A 16,780-nucleotide genomic window follows, 5' to 3' on the forward strand; every position below is an offset into this window, starting at 1 on the left:
GGCGGCCGCCGCCGCACCACCGGCGCCGCGTGCCGCGCCCGCGCAGTATGCCAATGACCAGCGCTTCGGTCATCAGGGTCACGCCGGCCATGGGCACGGCGGCTACGGCTATGATCACAAACGCAAGAAAAAGGGTTTTCTGGGCGAGATCTTCGATTTCGGCTGATCACCCCGCTTTCAACAATAAAGCCAGAGAGGCAATCAAATGAGCGCAGTGGAAAGCTTCGCAAGCGGCCCGATGTGGCTGGGATTCATCCTGTTCGTCCTGGGCATGCTGGCCCTGGACATGTTCGTATTGGGCGGGCGTCATTCGCACCGCGTCACCCCGCGCGAAGCGCTGGGCTGGTCGCTGGTGTGGATTGCGCTGGCATTGGCCTTTTCCGGCCTGATGTGGTGGTACCTCGACGTCAACGTCGGGCGCGAGATCGCCAACCAGAAGAGTGCCGAGTTCCTGTCGGGGTACATGATCGAGAAGGCGCTGTCGGTCGACAACATCTTCGTGTTCCTGATGATCTTCGGTTATTTCGCCGTGCCGCCCGAATTGCAGCGCCGGGTCCTGTTGTACGGCGTGATCGGGGCCATCGTGCTGCGAGCTGTGATGATCCTGCTGGGCGCCTGGCTGATCGCGCAATTCAGCTGGATCCTGTATATCTTCGGCGCCTTCCTGGTATTTACCGGGGTGAAGATGCTGATCTTCGCCGATCATGAGGGTGATCTCGGCAATAACGCCTTGTTGCGCTGGTTGCGCGGCCACTTGAAGATCAGCGACCACTACGATGGCGAGAAATTCTTCACGATGAACAAGGGCGTGCGCTATTTCACGCCGCTGATGTTGGTGCTGCTGCTCATCGAATTGTCCGACCTGGTGTTTGCGGTCGACAGCATTCCGGCCATCTTTGCCATTACCAAGGACCCGTTCATCGTATTTACGTCGAACATGTTCGCCATCATGGGCTTGCGGGCGCTGTACTTCCTGCTGGCGGATTCGGCCGAGCGTTTCCATTTCCTCAAGTACGGCCTGGCGCTGGTATTGCTGTTCGTCGGTGCCAAGATGTTGCTGGCGTACTGGTATCACATCCCCGTGATGTGGTCGCTGGCCACGGTGGCGGCGATCCTGCTGGTATCGATCCTGCTCAGCCTGGTGCTGACGCGGGACAAGAACAAGGCCTGATTGCCCATCCTGTGTGCATGGGCCGACCGGAGCGATCCGGTCGGCTTTTTTTGCGTCCGAGGCCGGCGCGCGAATTCCCTTGAAATTGGGGACGGAGTAATCTAGCCTGCTGGCTTTGCCGCCCGCATCCCCGAACCCCATGGCCCGTCTTCCCCGTCTCGTCGTTCCCCACCAACCGCACCACATCATCCAGCGCGGGCATGATGGCCTGAGCATCTTTCGCGACGCCGATGACCATCTCAATTTCCTGGGTTGGCTCAAGGAAGCGGCGCGCCAGTTCAAGGTCGCCATCCACGCCTACGTGTTGATGCCGGACCACCTGCACCTGCTGGCCACACCGAGCGACGACCAGGGGCTGGCACGGATGATGCAATGGATAGGGCGTCACTACGTGCCCTATTTCAACCATAAGGTCCAACGCAGCGGAACGCTGTGGCAGGGTCGTTACCGCGCCACCGTGGTCGATCCGGAGCTGCATCTGCTGGCGGTGTGCCACTACATCGAGCTCAATCCGGTGCGCAGTGGGCTGGTGGCGGCACCGGCCGATTACCCGTGGTCCAGTTACATGCATCATGTCGGCGCCAAGCAGGACGGCCTGATCACCGACCACCCGCGCTATTGGGCGATCGGCAATACGCCCTTCGAGCGCGAGATCGCCTACCGCCGGTCGCTGGAGCAGGGCCTGTCGCAGGCCAGTGTCGACGCCATTACCGCTGCCACGCTCAAGGGCTGGGCGCTGGGCTCCGAAGCCTTCAAGCAGGAGCTCGAACGGCAGGTCCGACGCCGCGTGAGTCCGGCCAAGCGCGGCCGGCCGCTGGCGGTGCGCGCATCCGCCGACGGTGCCGGGGACGACCTACCGGATCATCTCGCCTGAATAAAAACGCGTATCGATATCAATGACTTAGATCGCCCGTTATTACTCTGTCCCCATTTGTAAATTGGGTGAATTCTTGGGGTTTCAATTATTACTCCGACCCTATTTATTCTTATTGAACTATTGGTTGCACTGCACTATTCTTAATATCCTTACTGTCAAAGTGGTGGAGTACCGTATGCAATCGCAAGGCCTTTACGACCCAGCAAACGAACATGACGCATGCGGCGTCGGTTTCGTCGCCCATATCAAGGGCAAGAAGACCCACTCCATCGTTGATCAGGGCTTACTCATCCTGAAGAATCTGGACCACCGCGGCGCAGTCGGGGCCGATCCGCTCATGGGTGACGGCGCCGGTATCCTGATCCAGATCCCGGACCAGTACTATCGCGACGAAATGGCGCGCCAGGGTGTCGAGCTGCCGCCGCCCGGCGAATATGGCGTGGGCATGGTGTTCCTGCCCAAGGAAAACGCCTCGCGCATCGCCTGCGAACAGGAAATCGAACGCGCGGTGCTGGCCGAGGGCCAGCGCGTGCTGGGCTGGCGCGATGTGCCGGTCGACCGCGACATGCCGATGTCGCCCACCGTGCGTGAAAAAGAACCGGTGATCCGTCAGATCTTCATCGGCCGCGGCCCGGACGTGATGGTCACCGACGCGCTCGAGCGCAAGCTGTACGTGATCCGCAAGTCGTCCGGCCACGCCATCCAGGCGCTGAACCTGCTGCACGGCAAGGAATTCTTCGTGCCCTCGATGTCGGCCCGCACCGTGGTCTACAAGGGCCTGCTGCTGGCCGACCAGGTCGGCGTGTACTACAAGGACCTGCAGGACGAGCGCTGTGTGTCGGCGCTGGCGCTGGTGCACCAGCGCTTCTCCACCAATACCTTCCCCGAGTGGCCGTTGGCCCACCCGTACCGCCTGATCGCCCACAACGGCGAGATCAACACCGTCAAGGGCAACTTCAACTGGATGCGCGCGCGCGAAGGCGTGATGCAGTCGGCCGTGCTGGGCGACGATCTCAAGAAGCTGTTCCCGCTGATCTACGAGGGCCAGTCCGATACCGCCAGCTTCGACAACGCGCTCGAGTTGCTGGTGATGGCCGGTTATCCCTTGCCCCAGGCGATGATGATGATGGTGCCCGAGGCCTGGGAAAACCACACCCTGATGGACGACAACCGTCGCGCCTTCTACGAGTACCACGCCGCCATGATGGAACCGTGGGATGGCCCGGCCGCGCTGGCCTTTACCGACGGTCGCCACATCGGTGGCACGCTGGACCGCAACGGCCTGCGTCCGGCGCGCTACATCGTCACCGACGACGACCTGGTGGTGATGGCCTCCGAATCGGGCGTGCTGCCGATTCCCGAATCCAAGATCATCCAGAAATGGCGCCTGCAGCCTGGCAAGATGTTCCTGATCGACCTCGACGCCGGCCGCATCATCGACGACAAGGAACTCAAGGACACCTACGCCAACGCCAAGCCCTACAAGCAGTGGATCAACTCGGTGCGGGTGAAGCTGGACGAACTCAAGGACGAGCCGCGCGAGCCCTCCTCGACGCTGCCATTGCTGGACCTGCAGCAGGTGTTCGGCTACACCCAGGAAGACATCAAGTTCCTGATGGCGCCCATGGCCACGGGCGGTGAGGAAGCCATCGGTTCGATGGGCAACGATTCGCCGCTGGCGGTCATGTCCAACAAGAACAAGACCCTCTATCACTACTTCCGCCAGTTGTTTGCGCAGGTGACCAACCCGCCGATCGATCCGATCCGCGAGGCGATGGTGATGTCGCTGGTGTCGTTCATCGGCCCCAAGCCCAACCTGCTCGACACCAACAACATCAACCCGCCGATGCGCCTGGAAGTGTCGCAACCGGTGCTGGACTATGCCGACATCGCCAAGTTGCGCAACATCAGCGCACACAGCGGCGGCAAGTTCAAGTCCTACGAATTGAACATCTGCTATCCGGTCGCGTGGGGCAAGGAAGGCATCGAGGCGCGCCTGGCGTCGCTGTGCGCCAAGGCCGTCGATGCGGTCAAGTCGGGCCACAACATCCTGATCATCTCGGACCGCAAGGTCGATGCCGAGCAGTTGCCGATCCCGGCCCTGCTGGCGACCTCGGCGATCCACCAGCACCTGGTCAGCAAGGGCCTGCGTACCTCCACCGGCCTGGTGGTCGAGACCGGCTCGGCGCGCGAGACGCATCACTTCGCACTGCTGGCCGGCTACGGCGCCGAAGCCATCCACCCGTACCTGGCCATGGACAGCCTGTGCGACATGGCGCGCGGCCTGCCGGGCGACCTGTCGCCTGAAAAGGCGGTGTACAACTTCCAGAAGGCGGTCGGCAAGGGCTTGCTGAAGGTGATGTCCAAGATGGGCATCTCGACCTACATGTCGTATTGCGGCGCCCAGATCTTCGAGGTCATCGGCCTGTCGCGCACGCTGGTGGACAAGTACTTCAAGGGCACCGCTTCCAATGTCGAGGGGATCGGCGTGTTCGAGGTGGCCGATGAGGCGCTGCGCCTGCACACCGCCGCTTTCGGCAGCGACCCGGTGCTGGCCAATGCGCTCGACGCCGGTGGCGAATACGCCTTCCGCATCCGTGGCGAGGAGCACATGTGGACCCCGGACGCGATCGCCAAGCTGCAGCACTCGACCCGCTCCAACAGCTACAACACCTACAAGGAATACGCGCAGATCATCAATGACCAGTCCAAGCGTCACATGACCCTGCGCGGCCTGTTCGAATTCAAGATCGATCCGTCCAGGGCGATCTCGATCGACGAAGTCGAACCGGCCAAGGAAATCGTCAAGCGCTTCGCCACCGGCGCCATGTCGCTGGGCTCGATCTCGACCGAGGCGCACGCCACGCTGGCCATCGCCATGAACCGTATCGGCGGCAAGTCCAACACCGGCGAAGGCGGCGAAGACGTCAATCGTTATCGCAACGAGTTGAAGGGCATCCCGATCAAGCAGGGCGAGACGCTGGCGTCGGTGATCGGCCGCGAGCACATCGAAGTCGATATCCCGCTGCAGGATGGCGATTCGCTGCGTTCGCGCATCAAGCAGGTTGCGTCCGGTCGCTTCGGCGTGTCGGCCGAATACCTGGTGTCGGCCGACCAGATCCAGATCAAGATGGCGCAGGGCGCCAAGCCTGGCGAAGGCGGCCAGCTGCCCGGCCACAAGGTCTCCGAGTACATCGCCACGCTGCGCGTGTCGGTGCCGGGCGTGGGCCTGATCTCGCCGCCGCCGCACCACGACATCTATTCGATCGAGGACCTGGCGCAACTGATCCACGACTTGAAGAACGTCAACCCGCGCGCCTCGATCTCGGTCAAGCTGGTCTCGGAAGTCGGTGTCGGCACCGTCGCCGCCGGCGTGGCCAAGGCCAAGTCGGACCACGTCGTCATCGCCGGCCATGATGGCGGCACCGGCGCCTCGCCGCTGTCGTCGATCAAGCATGCCGGGTCGCCCTGGGAGCTGGGCCTGGCCGAGACCCAGCAGACGCTGGTATTGAACGGCTTGCGCAACCGTATCCGGGTGCAGGCCGACGGCCAGATGAAGACCGGTCGCGACGTCGTCATCGGCGCCATGCTGGGCGCCGACGAATTCGGCTTCGCCACCGCGCCGTTGGTGGTCGAAGGCTGCATCATGATGCGCAAGTGCCACCTCAATACCTGCCCGGTGGGCGTGGCCACGCAAGATCCGGTGCTGCGCGCCAAGTTCTCCGGCAAGCCGGAACACGTGGTCAACTTCTTCTTCTTCATTGCCGAGGAAGCACGCCAGATCATGGCGCAATTGGGCATTCGCAGGTTCGACGACCTGATCGGCCGTGCCGACCTACTGGACCGGTCCAAGGCGATTGCGCACTGGAAGGCCAAGGGCCTGGACTTCAGCCGCATCTTCCACCAGCCGCAATCGGACCTGCCGGTGTTCCATACCGACCACCAGGACCACGGCCTGGACAAGGCGCTGGACCACAAGCTGATCGCCCAGGCCAGGATCGCGCTGGACAAGGGCGAGAAGGTCTCGTTCATCTCGCCCATCAAGAACCTCAACCGCACCGTCGGCGCCATGCTGTCGGGCGAGGTCGCCAAGCGCTACGGCCATGAAGGCCTGCCGACCGACACCATCCATATCCAGCTGCAAGGCACGGCCGGCCAGTCGGCCGGTGCCTTCCTGGCGCACGGCATCACACTCGACCTGGTCGGAGAAGGCAACGACTACGTCGGCAAGGGCCTGTCGGGCGGGCGCATCGTGGTGCGTCCCAATACCGAGTTCCGCGGACGCGCGGTGGATAACATCATCGCCGGCAATACCGTACTGTACGGCGCCATCAGCGGCGAGGCATTCATCAATGGCGTGGCCGGCGAACGTTTCGCCGTGCGCAATTCGGGCGCCATCACGGTGACCGAGGGCACCGGTGACCATGGTTGCGAATACATGACCGGCGGCACCGTGGTGGTGCTGGGCAATACCGGACGCAACTTCGCCGCTGGCATGTCCGGTGGTATCGCCTACGTCTACGATCCCGAAGGCGATTTCGCCTCCAAGTGCAATACCTCGATGGTGACGCTGGAAAAGGTCCTGTCGGACACTGAGCAGGAAGCGGCCATCGGCCGCGAGCACTGGCACAGCCTGGAGCGTGGCGGCGTGCGCCAGACCGACGAAGCTATCCTGCGTGGCTTGATTGAACGGCACTTCAAGTACACCGGCAGTACGCGTGCGCGCTACCTGCTGGACAACTGGGCGGCGTCGCGCGCCAGGTTCGTGAAGGTCTTCCCGACCGAATACAAGCGCGCGCTGGCCGAGCTGGCCGCTGCTGCCGAGACCGGCAAGGAAAAGGTCGTCGCCTGATCCCTCCGGATCGGGGGGCCACCAACGTCAAGTCAATCAAGTAAAGCCGACGGGCAGGCGCGATCGAATCGCCGCCCGTCGCATCCTTAGCGAGAATGTGAGAGGAAAATGGGAAAAGCAACCGGTTTCATGGAATACCAGCGCCAGAAGGAAGCCAGCGAAGCGCCAGCCGCGCGCACCAAGCACTACAAGGAATTCGTGCTGCACCTGAGCGACGGCGACGCCAAGATCCAGGGCGCGCGCTGCATGGATTGCGGCATTCCGTTCTGTAACAACGGCTGCCCGGTCAACAACATCATTCCCGACTGGAACGACCTGGTCTATCGCGGCAACTACAAGGAAGCGCTGGACACGCTGCACCAGACCAACAACTTCCCCGAGTTTACCGGGCGCATCTGCCCGGCGCCGTGCGAGTCGGCCTGCACGTTGGGCATCAACAGCGATGCCGTGGGTATCAAGTCGATCGAGCATTTCATCATCGACAAGGGCTGGGAAAACGGCTGGGTGGTGCCGCAACCGGCTGCCATCAAGACCGGCAAGAAGGTGGCGGTGGTCGGTGGCGGGCCTGCCGGCATGGCCGCGGCCCAGCAATTGGCGCGCGCCGGGCACGACGTGACCGTGTTCGAGAAGAGCGATCGCATCGGGGGCCTGCTGCGCTACGGTATTCCCGACTTCAAGATGGAAAAGCAGCACATCGATCTGCGCGTGCAGCAGATGCAAGCCGAAGGCGTGGTGTTTCGCACCGGCGTGTTCGTGGGCAAGGATTTCCCCGAGAACGTCAACAACTGGGCCAAGGAAACCATCTCGCCGGACGAACTCAAGAAGGACTTCGACGCCGTCATCATCTCGGGTGGCGCCGAACAGCCGCGCGACCTGCCGGTGCCCGGCCGTGAATTGAAGGGCGTGCATTTCGCGATGGACTTCCTGCCGCTGCAGAACAAGGTCAATGCCGGCGACAAGCTCAAGAACCAGCTGCTGGCCACCGGCAAGCACGTGGTGGTGATCGGCGGCGGCGATACCGGTTCCGATTGCGTGGGCACCTCCAATCGTCACGGCGCCGAATCGGTGATCCAGTTCGAACTGATGCCGCAGCCACCCGAGACCGAGAACAAGCCGCTGGTCTGGCCCTACTGGCCGACCAAGCTGCGCACCTCGTCGTCGCACGAAGAAGGTTGCGACCGCGACTGGGCGGTGGCCACCAAGCGCCTGGAAGGCAAGAACGGCAAGGTCGAGAAACTGGTTGCCGCCCGCGTGGAATGGAAGGACGGCAAGATGCAGGAAGTGCCCGATTCCGAATTCGAGATGAAGGCAGACCTTGTGTTGCTGGCCATGGGCTTCGTGTCGCCGGTGCAGCAGGTGCTCGATGCCTTCGGTGTCGACAAGGATGCGCGCGGCAACGCCCGGGCTACCACCGATGGCGAAGGCTGCTACAAGACCTCGGTCGACAAGGTGTTTGCCGCCGGCGACATGCGCCGTGGGCAGTCACTGGTGGTGTGGGCCATCCGCGAGGGTCGCCAGTGCGCACGGGCGGTCGACGAATACCTGATGGGCGCATCGCTGCTGCCGCGCTGATCGAAGCTCCGATACCGACGACATAACGATTGCTTCATTTGACCCTGGAACCGGAGAGACGAAAGTCTGTCCGGTTTTTTTTGCGCCATGTCGCGCGTAGACCGTAGACCGTCGGCGCCGGCCGTCGACGCGACTTATAACTCCAGCGCGCACCCGAGGCTCAAGTAAAATAAGGCCATCGCCGCCCGCCGGCATCACCGCTTACGCACATGGCCCATCCGATCCGCTACACCATTACTTCCCGCGATCCCGCATCCCACGTCTACGAGGTCACCGTGACGGTCGAGCAACCGGCCGCCGATGGCCAGGTGTTCTCGCTGCCGGCCTGGATCCCGGGCAGCTACATGATCCGCGAGTTCGCCAAGAATATCGTACAGATCAAGGGCGAGTCGGGCGGGCGCAAGGTGACGCTCAAGAAGCGCGACAAGCACACCTGGCAGGCAGCGCCCTGCAGCGGGCCGCTGACCCTGTCCTACCAGGTCTATGCCTGGGACCTGTCGGTGCGGTCGGCGCACCTCGACCAGACCCATGGCTTCTTCAATGGCACCAGCGTGTTCCTGTCGGTGCATGGCTTCGAGCAGGGCCAGCATGTGGTCGAGATAGGTCGTCCCGAAGGCGAGGCCTTCAAGCGCTGGCGCGTGGCGACCACGTTGCCCGAATTGAAGGCGCGGCGCTATGGCTTCGGCTCCTATGTGGCGCGGGACTACGACGAACTGATCGATCACCCGGTCGAGATGGGCAGCTTTGCCCTGGCCAGCTTCGAGGCCCACGGCGCGCAGCACGACGTGGTCGTCACCGGTCAAGTGCCCAACCTGGACCTGCCGCGACTGTGCGCCGACCTGAAGAAGATCTGCCAAGCCCAGATTGCGTTCTTCGAACCCAAGACCCGCCGTGCTCCGATGTCGCGCTACGTGTTCATGACCATGGCCGTGGGCGACGGCTACGGTGGCCTCGAGCATCGTGCCTCGACCGCCCTGATCTGTGCCCGCGCCGATCTGCCGGTCAAGGGCCGTCCCGAGCAGACCGACGGTTATCGCACCTACCTGGGACTGTGCAGCCACGAATATTTCCATACCTGGAACGTCAAGCGCATCAAGCCGGCGGTGTTCGCCCCGTACGACCTGCGCCAGGAGGGCTACACCTCGCTGCTGTGGCTGTTCGAGGGCTTTACCAGTTATTACGACGACCTGTTCCTGGTGCGCACCGGCGTCATCGATACCGACAACTATCTCAAGTTGCTGGCCAAGACGATCAACGGCGTGTTGCGCGGCAGCGGCCGCAAGAAGCAGAGCGTGGCCGATTCCAGTTTCGACGCCTGGGTCAAGTACTACCGGCAGGACGAAAACGCCCCCAACGCCATCGTCAGTTATTACACCAAGGGGTCGCTGGTGGCGCTCGGACTGGACCTGACGATCCGGGCCCAGACCCGTGGCCGGCGCTCGCTGGACGATGTCATGCGTGGCCTGTGGCTGCGCTACGGCCGCGACTTCTACGACGCGGACGGCCGCGCCGCCGGTGTCCCGGAAGAGCAGGTACTGGCCGTGATGGAAGAGTTGAGCGGAGCCAGTCTCAAGCGCTTCTACGATCGCCATATCATCGGCACCGACGACGTGCCGCTGGCAGAGCTGCTGCCGGCCTTTGGCGTGGGGCACGATGCCGACGGCGGCAAGGACCCCAGGCCCTGGTTCGGCGCGCGCATCGTCAAGGATGGTGCCGACGCCAAGCTGGCCAGTGTCTATGAAGGCGGACCGGCGGCATTGGCCGGCTTGTCGGCCGGCGACAAGCTGGTGGCGGTGGATGGCCTGAGGGTGGTAGCAGGGGGCTTCGAAGGCCTGTTGGCGCGTTATCGCATCAACGACACGGTCCGCGTGCACGTGTTCCGCCGCGACGAATTGCTCGAGATGACGGTCAAGCTCAAGGGCGATGGCGTCATGCCCGTGACGCTGGCCGCGCTCGGCAAGCCAGCGGCCACGGTGCGCCAGCGTGAATCGTGGCTGAAGAAATCGGCTTGAAAAAAAATGCCTGCCGCAAGGCAGGCATTAGTGAGGGAGTCTTCTTGCATCGGGCGTGGCCCGGGGGGGGGGGGCTCTGGTTGTCGATTAGCCTGATGGTATTTGGCGGGGCACTGGTTGCACGGCGCCGCGCGGGCATGAAAAAACCCGCCACGAGGGCGGGTTCTCAGCGATCCGTGGAAACGGATTACTTGGCTTCTGCGTCGCCAGCGGCAGCTTCGCCTTCGGCAGACACCTGGCCAGCCGGCACGGTGGCGGTGGCGATGGTCAGGTTTTCTTGCGACACGGCGGTCACGCCAACTGGCAGCTTCAGGTCGGCCAGGTGGATCGATTGGCCGATTTGCAGGTTGGCCAGGTCGACTTCGATGAACTCGGGCAGGTTCTTCGGCAGGCACTGGACGTCCAGCTCCGATTGCACGTGGCTGACGATACCCGACGACAGCTTCACGGCCGGCGAGATTTCAGCGTTCACGAAGTGCAGTGGCACCTTGGTGTGCAGCTTTTGCGATGCATCGACGCGTTGGAAGTCGACATGCAGGACCAGTTGCTTGAAAGCGTGGACCTGGAAGTCGCGCAGCAGGACTTGCTCGACCTTGCCTTCGATCTCGAGATCGAGAATCGATGCGTGGAAGGTTTCCTTCTTCAGCGCGTGGTACAGCGCGTTGTGATCCAGGGCGATATTGACCGGGGCGGCTGTGCCACCATAGACGATACCTGGGGTTTGGCCAGCAATACGCAGGCGGCGGCTCGCTCCGGTCCCCTGTTCCTTGCGTGGAAATCCGATAATCTTCATGAAAATACTCCAGTGTGTGCCGGACGCGTCGATCAACCGACGTTAGCCCGGCGTTGCATATTCCCCGCGACCAGGGAATATAAAAAAACCTCGCTACAGGATTGCAGCGAGGCGAATTCGAATCTTATTCAGCAAACAGCGACATCACCGAGTCACCCTTGGTGATGCGCTTGAAGGTCTCGGCCAGCAGGTCGGCACAGGTCAGCTGGCGGATCTTCGGGCAGGCGCGCGCCGCAGGCGACAGTGGAATGGTGTCGGTTACCACCAGTTCGTCGAGTGGCGAATTGCCGATACGGTCGATCGCCGGACCCGACAGCACCGGGTGGGTACAGTAGGCCACGACCTTCTTGGCGCCGCGTTCCTTGAGCACTTCGGCCGCCTTGGTCAGGGTGCCGGCGGTGTCGACCATGTCATCCATGATCACGCAGTTGCGACCTTCGACTTCACCGATGATGTTCATCACTTCCGAGACATTGGCCTTGGGGCGGCGCTTGTCGATGATCGCCAGGTCGCAGCCCAGGCGCTTGGCCAGTGCACGTGCGCGCACCACGCCGCCGACGTCGGGCGACACCACCAGCAGGTCTTCGTAGTTCTTGGCCACCAGGTCGCTCAGCAGGATGGGCGAGGCGTAGATGTTGTCGACTGGAATGTCGAAGAAGCCCTGGATCTGGTCGGCGTGCAGATCCATGATCAGCACACGTTCGACACCGGCTTCCTGCAGCATGTTGGCCACGACCTTGGCCGAGATTGCCACGCGCGCCGAACGCGGACGGCGATCCTGGCGGGCGTAACCGTAATAGGGGATGGCAGCGGTAATCCGACCGGCCGATGCGCGCTTCAAGGCATCGACCATGATCATGATTTCCATCAGGTTGTCATTGGTTGGCGCACAGGTCGATTGCAGTACGAAGACGTCCTTGCCGCGAACGTTTTCGTTGATCTCGACCATCACTTCGCCGTCCGAGAACTTGGAGACGTTGGCTTTACCGAGCGGGATACCGAGCTTCTCGGCGACGCCGCGTGCCAGCTCCGGATTGGCGCTGCCGGTAAAGACCATCAGGTTCTCAAGTGCCATATGGGTATCCCTGAATGCTATCGTTATAAAGTCGAAAAGCCGACAATGCTTGACTTGGAGGTCTCACATTGACGGCTTATTCTTTTTGACTGGAGGGTGGTGCTGAGACCACCTCCGAATTTAATGGCAGGGGAACAAGGATTCGAACCTTGGAATGCTGGAATCAAAATCCAGTGCCTTAACCAGCTTGGCGATTCCCCTACGCAACTTGCTGTCTGCCGTTTTGCGACGCGTCGAGCGCCGCGCATCGTCAGACTAATTCTTTATACGATCACACCAAATGGGCGAGAGGATGTTCCTGCATCGCTTTGGCTTTCCAGCCGATCCAGCGCGAAGGCATTTGCTGCAGCACTTCGTCTGCCTGATGTTCGTGTTCGAAGGCACAGAATACACAGGCACCAGATCCGGTCATTCTGGATTTTCCAAAATTGCCCAGCCATTCTACGGCTTCTGCAATCTGCGGAAAATGCCTTGTTGCCACCATTTCCAGATCGTTTTTTCCGAAGTCAGAAGCAATCTGTTTCTGCGCATCAGGAAAGTCCGTTATTCTGACGATATTTGTATCCCTCGTCAATAGCGGAGATGAAAAAATTATTGGGGTGGGCACCGAAACCCCCGGTTCGATCACCACGAACCAGCAATCGGCCGTATCCAGGGGGCGTAGCGCTTCACCGACTCCTTCGGCGAACGCATTCCGGCCGAACAGGAAGAACGGCACGTCGGCACCCAACTGCAGGCCCAGGGCCATCAATTGTTCGCGCGTCATGCCGCTTCGCCAGAGATGATTCAAGGCCAGCAACGTAGTGGCGGCATCCGACGAGCCTCCGCCCAGCCCGCCACCCATCGGCAGGCACTTGCGCAGCGTGATCGACGCCCCCTGCGCGCCTTGTCCGCTGGCGTCGCGCAGCAGATGGGCGGCGCGCACTACCAGGTCGGATTCGGGCGGCACCCCCGGTACATCGTTGGTGCGCACGATGCGGCCATCGTCGCGCAATGCAAAATCGAGGCGGTCGCAGCGGTCGATCAACTGGAAGGCGGTCTGCAGCAGGTGATAGCCGTCGGCGCGTCGTCCCGTCACATGCAGGAACAGGTTGAGCTTGGCCGGGGCCGGGCAGTCAAGAAGGGTGTCGGTCATGATCGATGCGGCAGGGCGTCAGGGCTTTTTCCAGCTGTCGACCACGATACGGATCGACACCGGCCCTGCCTGCTCGGTATTGCGGGTGAGATCGATACGGCGCGGGCGCAGGCTATCGCCATCGGCCGCTGCCTGCCAGGCCGGATAGGCAACCCGCCAGCCATCGGCGGTCACGAAGCTGGCGTTTTCGTCGCCGGGCACGGCCTGGAACGGCTTGCCGCTGCTATCGGTGCCACGACCTTGCAGCCAGTGGCGCATGCCTGCCACCGGCAGCGGCCAGCCCAGCGCGCGCGCGGCCAGTTGGTCGACGTCGGGCGCCACTTGCGGCGCCCGTCCCGATTGCACCAGGGTCGCCACGCCAGGCCGCACATCGATGGTGGCCACCGTCTGGCCCAGCGGGGACAACAGGTCGAGGCCGGTGCGTCCGGGCGATTGCGACCAATTGAAACTGCCGTGCAAGGATTGCGGCTGGTCGTTCTGTGCATACTGCACCGAGATGCGGCCGTCGATGGCGATGCTTTCCAGGTAAGGCGCGGCGGCCTGGGCACCGGGGGCGGCCGGTGGCGACAGGCTTGCGCAGCCCACCACCAAGGCACTCAGTGCAAGGGCGCCGGTGGCGGCCAGCGGGCGCCAACGGCTGGTCATCGATGTCGCGTTCATGGCTTGACGTTGAGGCGAGCCAGGGTGCTCTTGAGGACGTCGTTGTCGGGGTCCTTGGCCTGCACCTCGCGAAATACCTTGCGCGCCTCGTCCTGCTTGCCGCGCACCCACAGCACTTCAGCCAGGTGTACCCCGATCTCGGGGTCGGAGCGCAATGCGTAGGCGCGGCGCATCTGCGCTTCTGCCTCGGTCAACTGGCCCAGCCGAAACTGGATCCAGCCCAGGCTGTCGGCGATGAAGGCGTCCTGCGGTGCCATGTCGGCCGCTTTCTGGATCAGTTCGAGCGCTTCCGGCAGGCGCGTGTTGCGGTCGGCCAGCGAATAGCCAAGGGCGTTATAGGCGTGCTGGTTGCCGGGCGCGAGCTGGATCACCCGGCGCAGCGACTTTTCCATGGCGTCGAAGTTGCCCAGCTTCTCGAGCACCATCGCATGGTCGTACAGCAGGTCGGTATTGTTGGGGAAGCGTTCCAGCGCGGCCTTGAGCACATCGGAGGCTTCCTGGTTGCGGTTGGCGTCGCGCAGCAGCATCGATTCGGCCTGGATCAGCTGTAACTGCTCGGCGTCGTTGGCCGATTCGGACTGGGCCGCCTCCAGCGCCTTGCGGGCGCCGTCGATGTCATTCTTGCGTGCCAGCAATTGTGCCCGCCGCACCTGGATGTTGACGTAGCCCTCGCTGCCCGGCTCGGCCTGGTCGAGATAGCGCAGCGCGGCATCGAAATCACGGCGCTCCTCGGCGATGCGCGACAGCAGCAGGATCGCCTGGCTCGGATCGCGGTCGTCCTCGGGTTGGGCGGCCAGCACCTGCAGGTAACGCTGCAGGTAACTTTCGGCATCCTTCAACTGGTCGGTCTGGGCCGACAGCACGCCCAGGGCGAACAGCGTGGTCGGGTCTTCGCCGTCTTCCTTGAGCAAGGCCTCGAACTGGGAGCGCGCCTGGCTGAACGCCTTCTGGTCGACCAGGCTGCGGGCGTAGGCGATGCGCACTTCACGCGCATCGGGATACTTGCGCAGGAACTCGACCATCAGGCGCATGGCCTGCTCCTGGTCGCTGGCGACCTGGGCTGCCGTGAGCAGCGCCAGCTCGGAATCGGGCTTGATCTTGAGCGCGGCGCTGGCTTCGCGCTGGGCGGTGGCGCCGTCTCCCACGCCGAAGGCGCCTTGCGCCAGCGCCAGGTGGGTTTCGGGCAGCTCGCCATAAGGCTGGACCACCTTCTGCAGGATCGCGTAGCCGCTCTGCTTGTCGCGGGCACGCGCCAGCAGGCGCTGGAATTGCAGGATCATCGGGCCGCGTGCCTGCGGTGCGGCTTCCTTCAGGCGTTGCGACAGCAGCGGCTCGATCTCGTCGACGCTCTCGCCCAGCATGATCAGGCCCAGGTAGTTCTGCAGTGCCTCGTCGGAGTGCGGCGCCAGTTCGGTCCACAGCCGCACTGCCACCAGAGCTTCGTTGGGCTGCCGTGCGGTCACCGCGATCTCGGCGGCGCGCTTGGCCAGCCGCGGGTCGCGCGTCTGTTGCGCCGTGGCCAGCATGGTGACGTAGGCGGCTTGCCATTGGCCGCGCTGGAAGGCGATCTCGGCCGTCAGCACCTTGTAGAGGATGTCTTCGCTCAACTCGACGGCCGGCAGCGCATCATCCTGCGGCTGGACCTTGGCCTTGGGCGACTTCTTGCGGTTGGCGGCTGCCGACTTGGAGGACGCGGCCTTCTTGTCCGGTGTCGCTTCGGCATTGGCCTTGTCGCCTGGCTGCTGGAAGCTGGCGCACGCGGTCAGCAGCAGGGAACTGGTGAGGAGGGCAAGCGTTTTTTTCAAGGTCTGGTCCTGACTATTCGGGAAGTTTAGATTTTACGCCCAACGGTTGGTGCTTTGCTGTAAGGCAGTGTAATCGATCCGCCGGTATCCAGCCGCAGCGGCCGACGGCAAAGGTCTTGTTTTACGCAACTGGATTATCATATGGGTCTTCCTCCAGCCAATTCCATCGTTGCCTCCAACAACGCCGCCAGATGCCAGAATTACCAGAAGTCGAAGTTACCCGGCGCGGTGTCGCGCCGCATCTCGAAGGACAGCCGGTGACCGGCGTGGTGCTGCGCCATAGCGGCCTGCGCTGGCTGTTCCCGGTCGGGCTGGAGGCGCTGGTGGCCGGCCATACGGTGCGCAGCACCGGGCGTCGCGGCAAATACCTGCTGATCAATTTCGACCATGGCACGTTGATCGTACACCTGGGCATGTCCGGCCACCTGCGCATCCTGCCGCCGGGCATCGCGGCCCAGAAGCACGATCATTTCGACCTGCTGGTGGGCGGCCAGGTCATGCGCATGACCGATCCGCGGCGGTTTGGCGCGATCCTGTGGCATGACCTGGCCGATGGTGCCATCGAGGAACACATGCTGCTGCGCGGCCTGGGCCTGGAACCCCTGGAGGACCGTTTTTCGGCGCTCGAGCTGTGGCGCCAGACGCGCACGCGCAGCGCGCCGATCAAGCAGGTGCTGCTGGCCGGTGACATCGTGGTCGGGGTGGGCAACATCTATGCGTCCGAAAGCCTCTTCAAGGCGCGTATCAATCCCAGGACCCCCGCCCGGCGGATCAGCCTGGCGCGCCTGGAGCGGCTGGTCATCGCCATCCGCGAGACGCTGGCGGGCC

General features: G+C 63.0%; 11 protein-coding genes and 1 tRNA gene. 6 read left to right on the forward strand and 6 right to left on the reverse strand.

Annotated features, from left to right (window positions below; genetic code table 11):
• The first annotated feature begins 205 nt into the window (after positions 1 to 205).
• From PMI40_RS00045 to PMI40_RS00065, 5 genes are all read left to right on the forward strand, one after another.
• A complete protein-coding gene (locus tag PMI40_RS00045; protein WP_008110842.1) occupies positions 206 to 1,171 on the forward strand; it encodes a TerC family protein in 966 nt (321 codons plus the stop codon).
• Between the two features lie 139 nt (positions 1,172 to 1,310).
• Complete coding sequence (locus PMI40_RS00050; protein WP_008110843.1) at positions 1,311 to 2,045, forward strand: transposase; 735 nt, start codon at positions 1,311 to 1,313, stop codon at positions 2,043 to 2,045.
• Between the two features lie 178 nt (positions 2,046 to 2,223).
• On the forward strand, positions 2,224 to 6,900 hold the full coding sequence (locus PMI40_RS00055; protein WP_008110846.1) for a glutamate synthase-related protein: 4,677 nt from the start codon (positions 2,224 to 2,226) through the stop codon (positions 6,898 to 6,900).
• Between the two features lie 108 nt (positions 6,901 to 7,008).
• Positions 7,009 to 8,472 carry a glutamate synthase subunit beta gene (locus PMI40_RS00060; protein WP_008110848.1) on the forward strand — a complete coding sequence of 488 codons (1,464 nt, stop codon included), beginning with the start codon at positions 7,009 to 7,011 and terminating at the stop codon, positions 8,470 to 8,472.
• Between the two features lie 209 nt (positions 8,473 to 8,681).
• Entirely contained in the window at positions 8,682 to 10,484 is a 1,803-nt protein-coding gene (locus tag PMI40_RS00065; RefSeq protein ID WP_008110849.1) for a M61 family metallopeptidase, read from the forward strand.
• Between the two features lie 187 nt (positions 10,485 to 10,671).
• Here PMI40_RS00065 and PMI40_RS00070 read toward each other — a convergent pair whose 3' ends face one another.
• The 6 genes from PMI40_RS00070 to PMI40_RS00095 all read right to left on the reverse strand — a co-directional run bounded on the left by PMI40_RS00070 (position 10,672) and on the right by PMI40_RS00095 (position 15,952).
• Complete coding sequence (locus PMI40_RS00070) at positions 10,672 to 11,277, reverse strand: 50S ribosomal protein L25/general stress protein Ctc (RefSeq protein ID WP_008110851.1); 606 nt, start codon at positions 11,275 to 11,277, stop codon at positions 10,672 to 10,674.
• A 124-nt stretch (positions 11,278 to 11,401) separates the two neighbouring features.
• On the reverse strand, positions 11,402 to 12,352 hold the full coding sequence (locus PMI40_RS00075; RefSeq protein WP_008110854.1) for a ribose-phosphate pyrophosphokinase: 951 nt from the start codon (positions 12,350 to 12,352) through the stop codon (positions 11,402 to 11,404).
• A 124-nt stretch (positions 12,353 to 12,476) separates the two neighbouring features.
• Positions 12,477 to 12,553, reverse strand: a tRNA-Gln gene (locus tag PMI40_RS00080).
• Between the two features lie 70 nt (positions 12,554 to 12,623).
• Complete coding sequence (ispE, locus tag PMI40_RS00085; protein ID WP_008110855.1) at positions 12,624 to 13,487, reverse strand: 4-(cytidine 5'-diphospho)-2-C-methyl-D-erythritol kinase; 864 nt, start codon at positions 13,485 to 13,487, stop codon at positions 12,624 to 12,626.
• Positions 13,488 to 13,505: 18 nt separating this feature from the next.
• On the reverse strand, positions 13,506 to 14,132 hold the full coding sequence (locus PMI40_RS00090) for an outer membrane lipoprotein LolB (protein ID WP_051001721.1): 627 nt from the start codon (positions 14,130 to 14,132) through the stop codon (positions 13,506 to 13,508).
• An 11-nt stretch (positions 14,133 to 14,143) separates the two neighbouring features.
• Entirely contained in the window at positions 14,144 to 15,952 is a 1,809-nt protein-coding gene (locus tag PMI40_RS00095; RefSeq protein ID WP_008110857.1) for a tetratricopeptide repeat protein, read from the reverse strand.
• A gap of 191 nt (positions 15,953 to 16,143) precedes the next feature.
• Here PMI40_RS00095 and mutM point away from each other — a divergent pair.
• Positions 16,144 to 16,780: bifunctional DNA-formamidopyrimidine glycosylase/DNA-(apurinic or apyrimidinic site) lyase (mutM, locus tag PMI40_RS00100; protein ID WP_040501412.1), on the forward strand; the 637-nt coding region annotated here is incomplete at its 3' end.

Origin of the sequence: Herbaspirillum sp. YR522, assembly GCF_000282575.1 — a bacterium.
In the GTDB taxonomy this organism is placed as follows: domain Bacteria; phylum Pseudomonadota; class Gammaproteobacteria; order Burkholderiales; family Burkholderiaceae_D; genus Herbaspirillum.

Bases quoted from the DNA above. Each gene is read 5' to 3' on its own strand.
- PMI40_RS00045 (WP_008110842.1), top strand. From the start codon at position 206: ATGAGCGCAGTGGAAAGCTTCGCAAGCGGCCCGATGTGGCTGGGATTC.
- PMI40_RS00050 (WP_008110843.1), top strand. From the start codon at position 1,311: ATGGCCCGTCTTCCCCGTCTCGTCGTTCCCCACCAACCGCACCACATC.
- PMI40_RS00055 (WP_008110846.1), top strand. From the start codon at position 2,224: ATGCAATCGCAAGGCCTTTACGACCCAGCAAACGAACATGACGCATGC.
- PMI40_RS00060 (WP_008110848.1), top strand. From the start codon at position 7,009: ATGGGAAAAGCAACCGGTTTCATGGAATACCAGCGCCAGAAGGAAGCC.
- PMI40_RS00065 (WP_008110849.1), top strand. From the start codon at position 8,682: ATGGCCCATCCGATCCGCTACACCATTACTTCCCGCGATCCCGCATCC.
- PMI40_RS00070 (WP_008110851.1), bottom strand. From the start codon at position 11,277: ATGAAGATTATCGGATTTCCACGCAAGGAACAGGGGACCGGAGCGAGC.
- PMI40_RS00075 (WP_008110854.1), bottom strand. From the start codon at position 12,352: ATGGCACTTGAGAACCTGATGGTCTTTACCGGCAGCGCCAATCCGGAG.
- ispE (WP_008110855.1), bottom strand. From the start codon at position 13,487: ATGACCGACACCCTTCTTGACTGCCCGGCCCCGGCCAAGCTCAACCTG.
- PMI40_RS00090 (WP_051001721.1), bottom strand. From the start codon at position 14,132: ATGACCAGCCGTTGGCGCCCGCTGGCCGCCACCGGCGCCCTTGCACTG.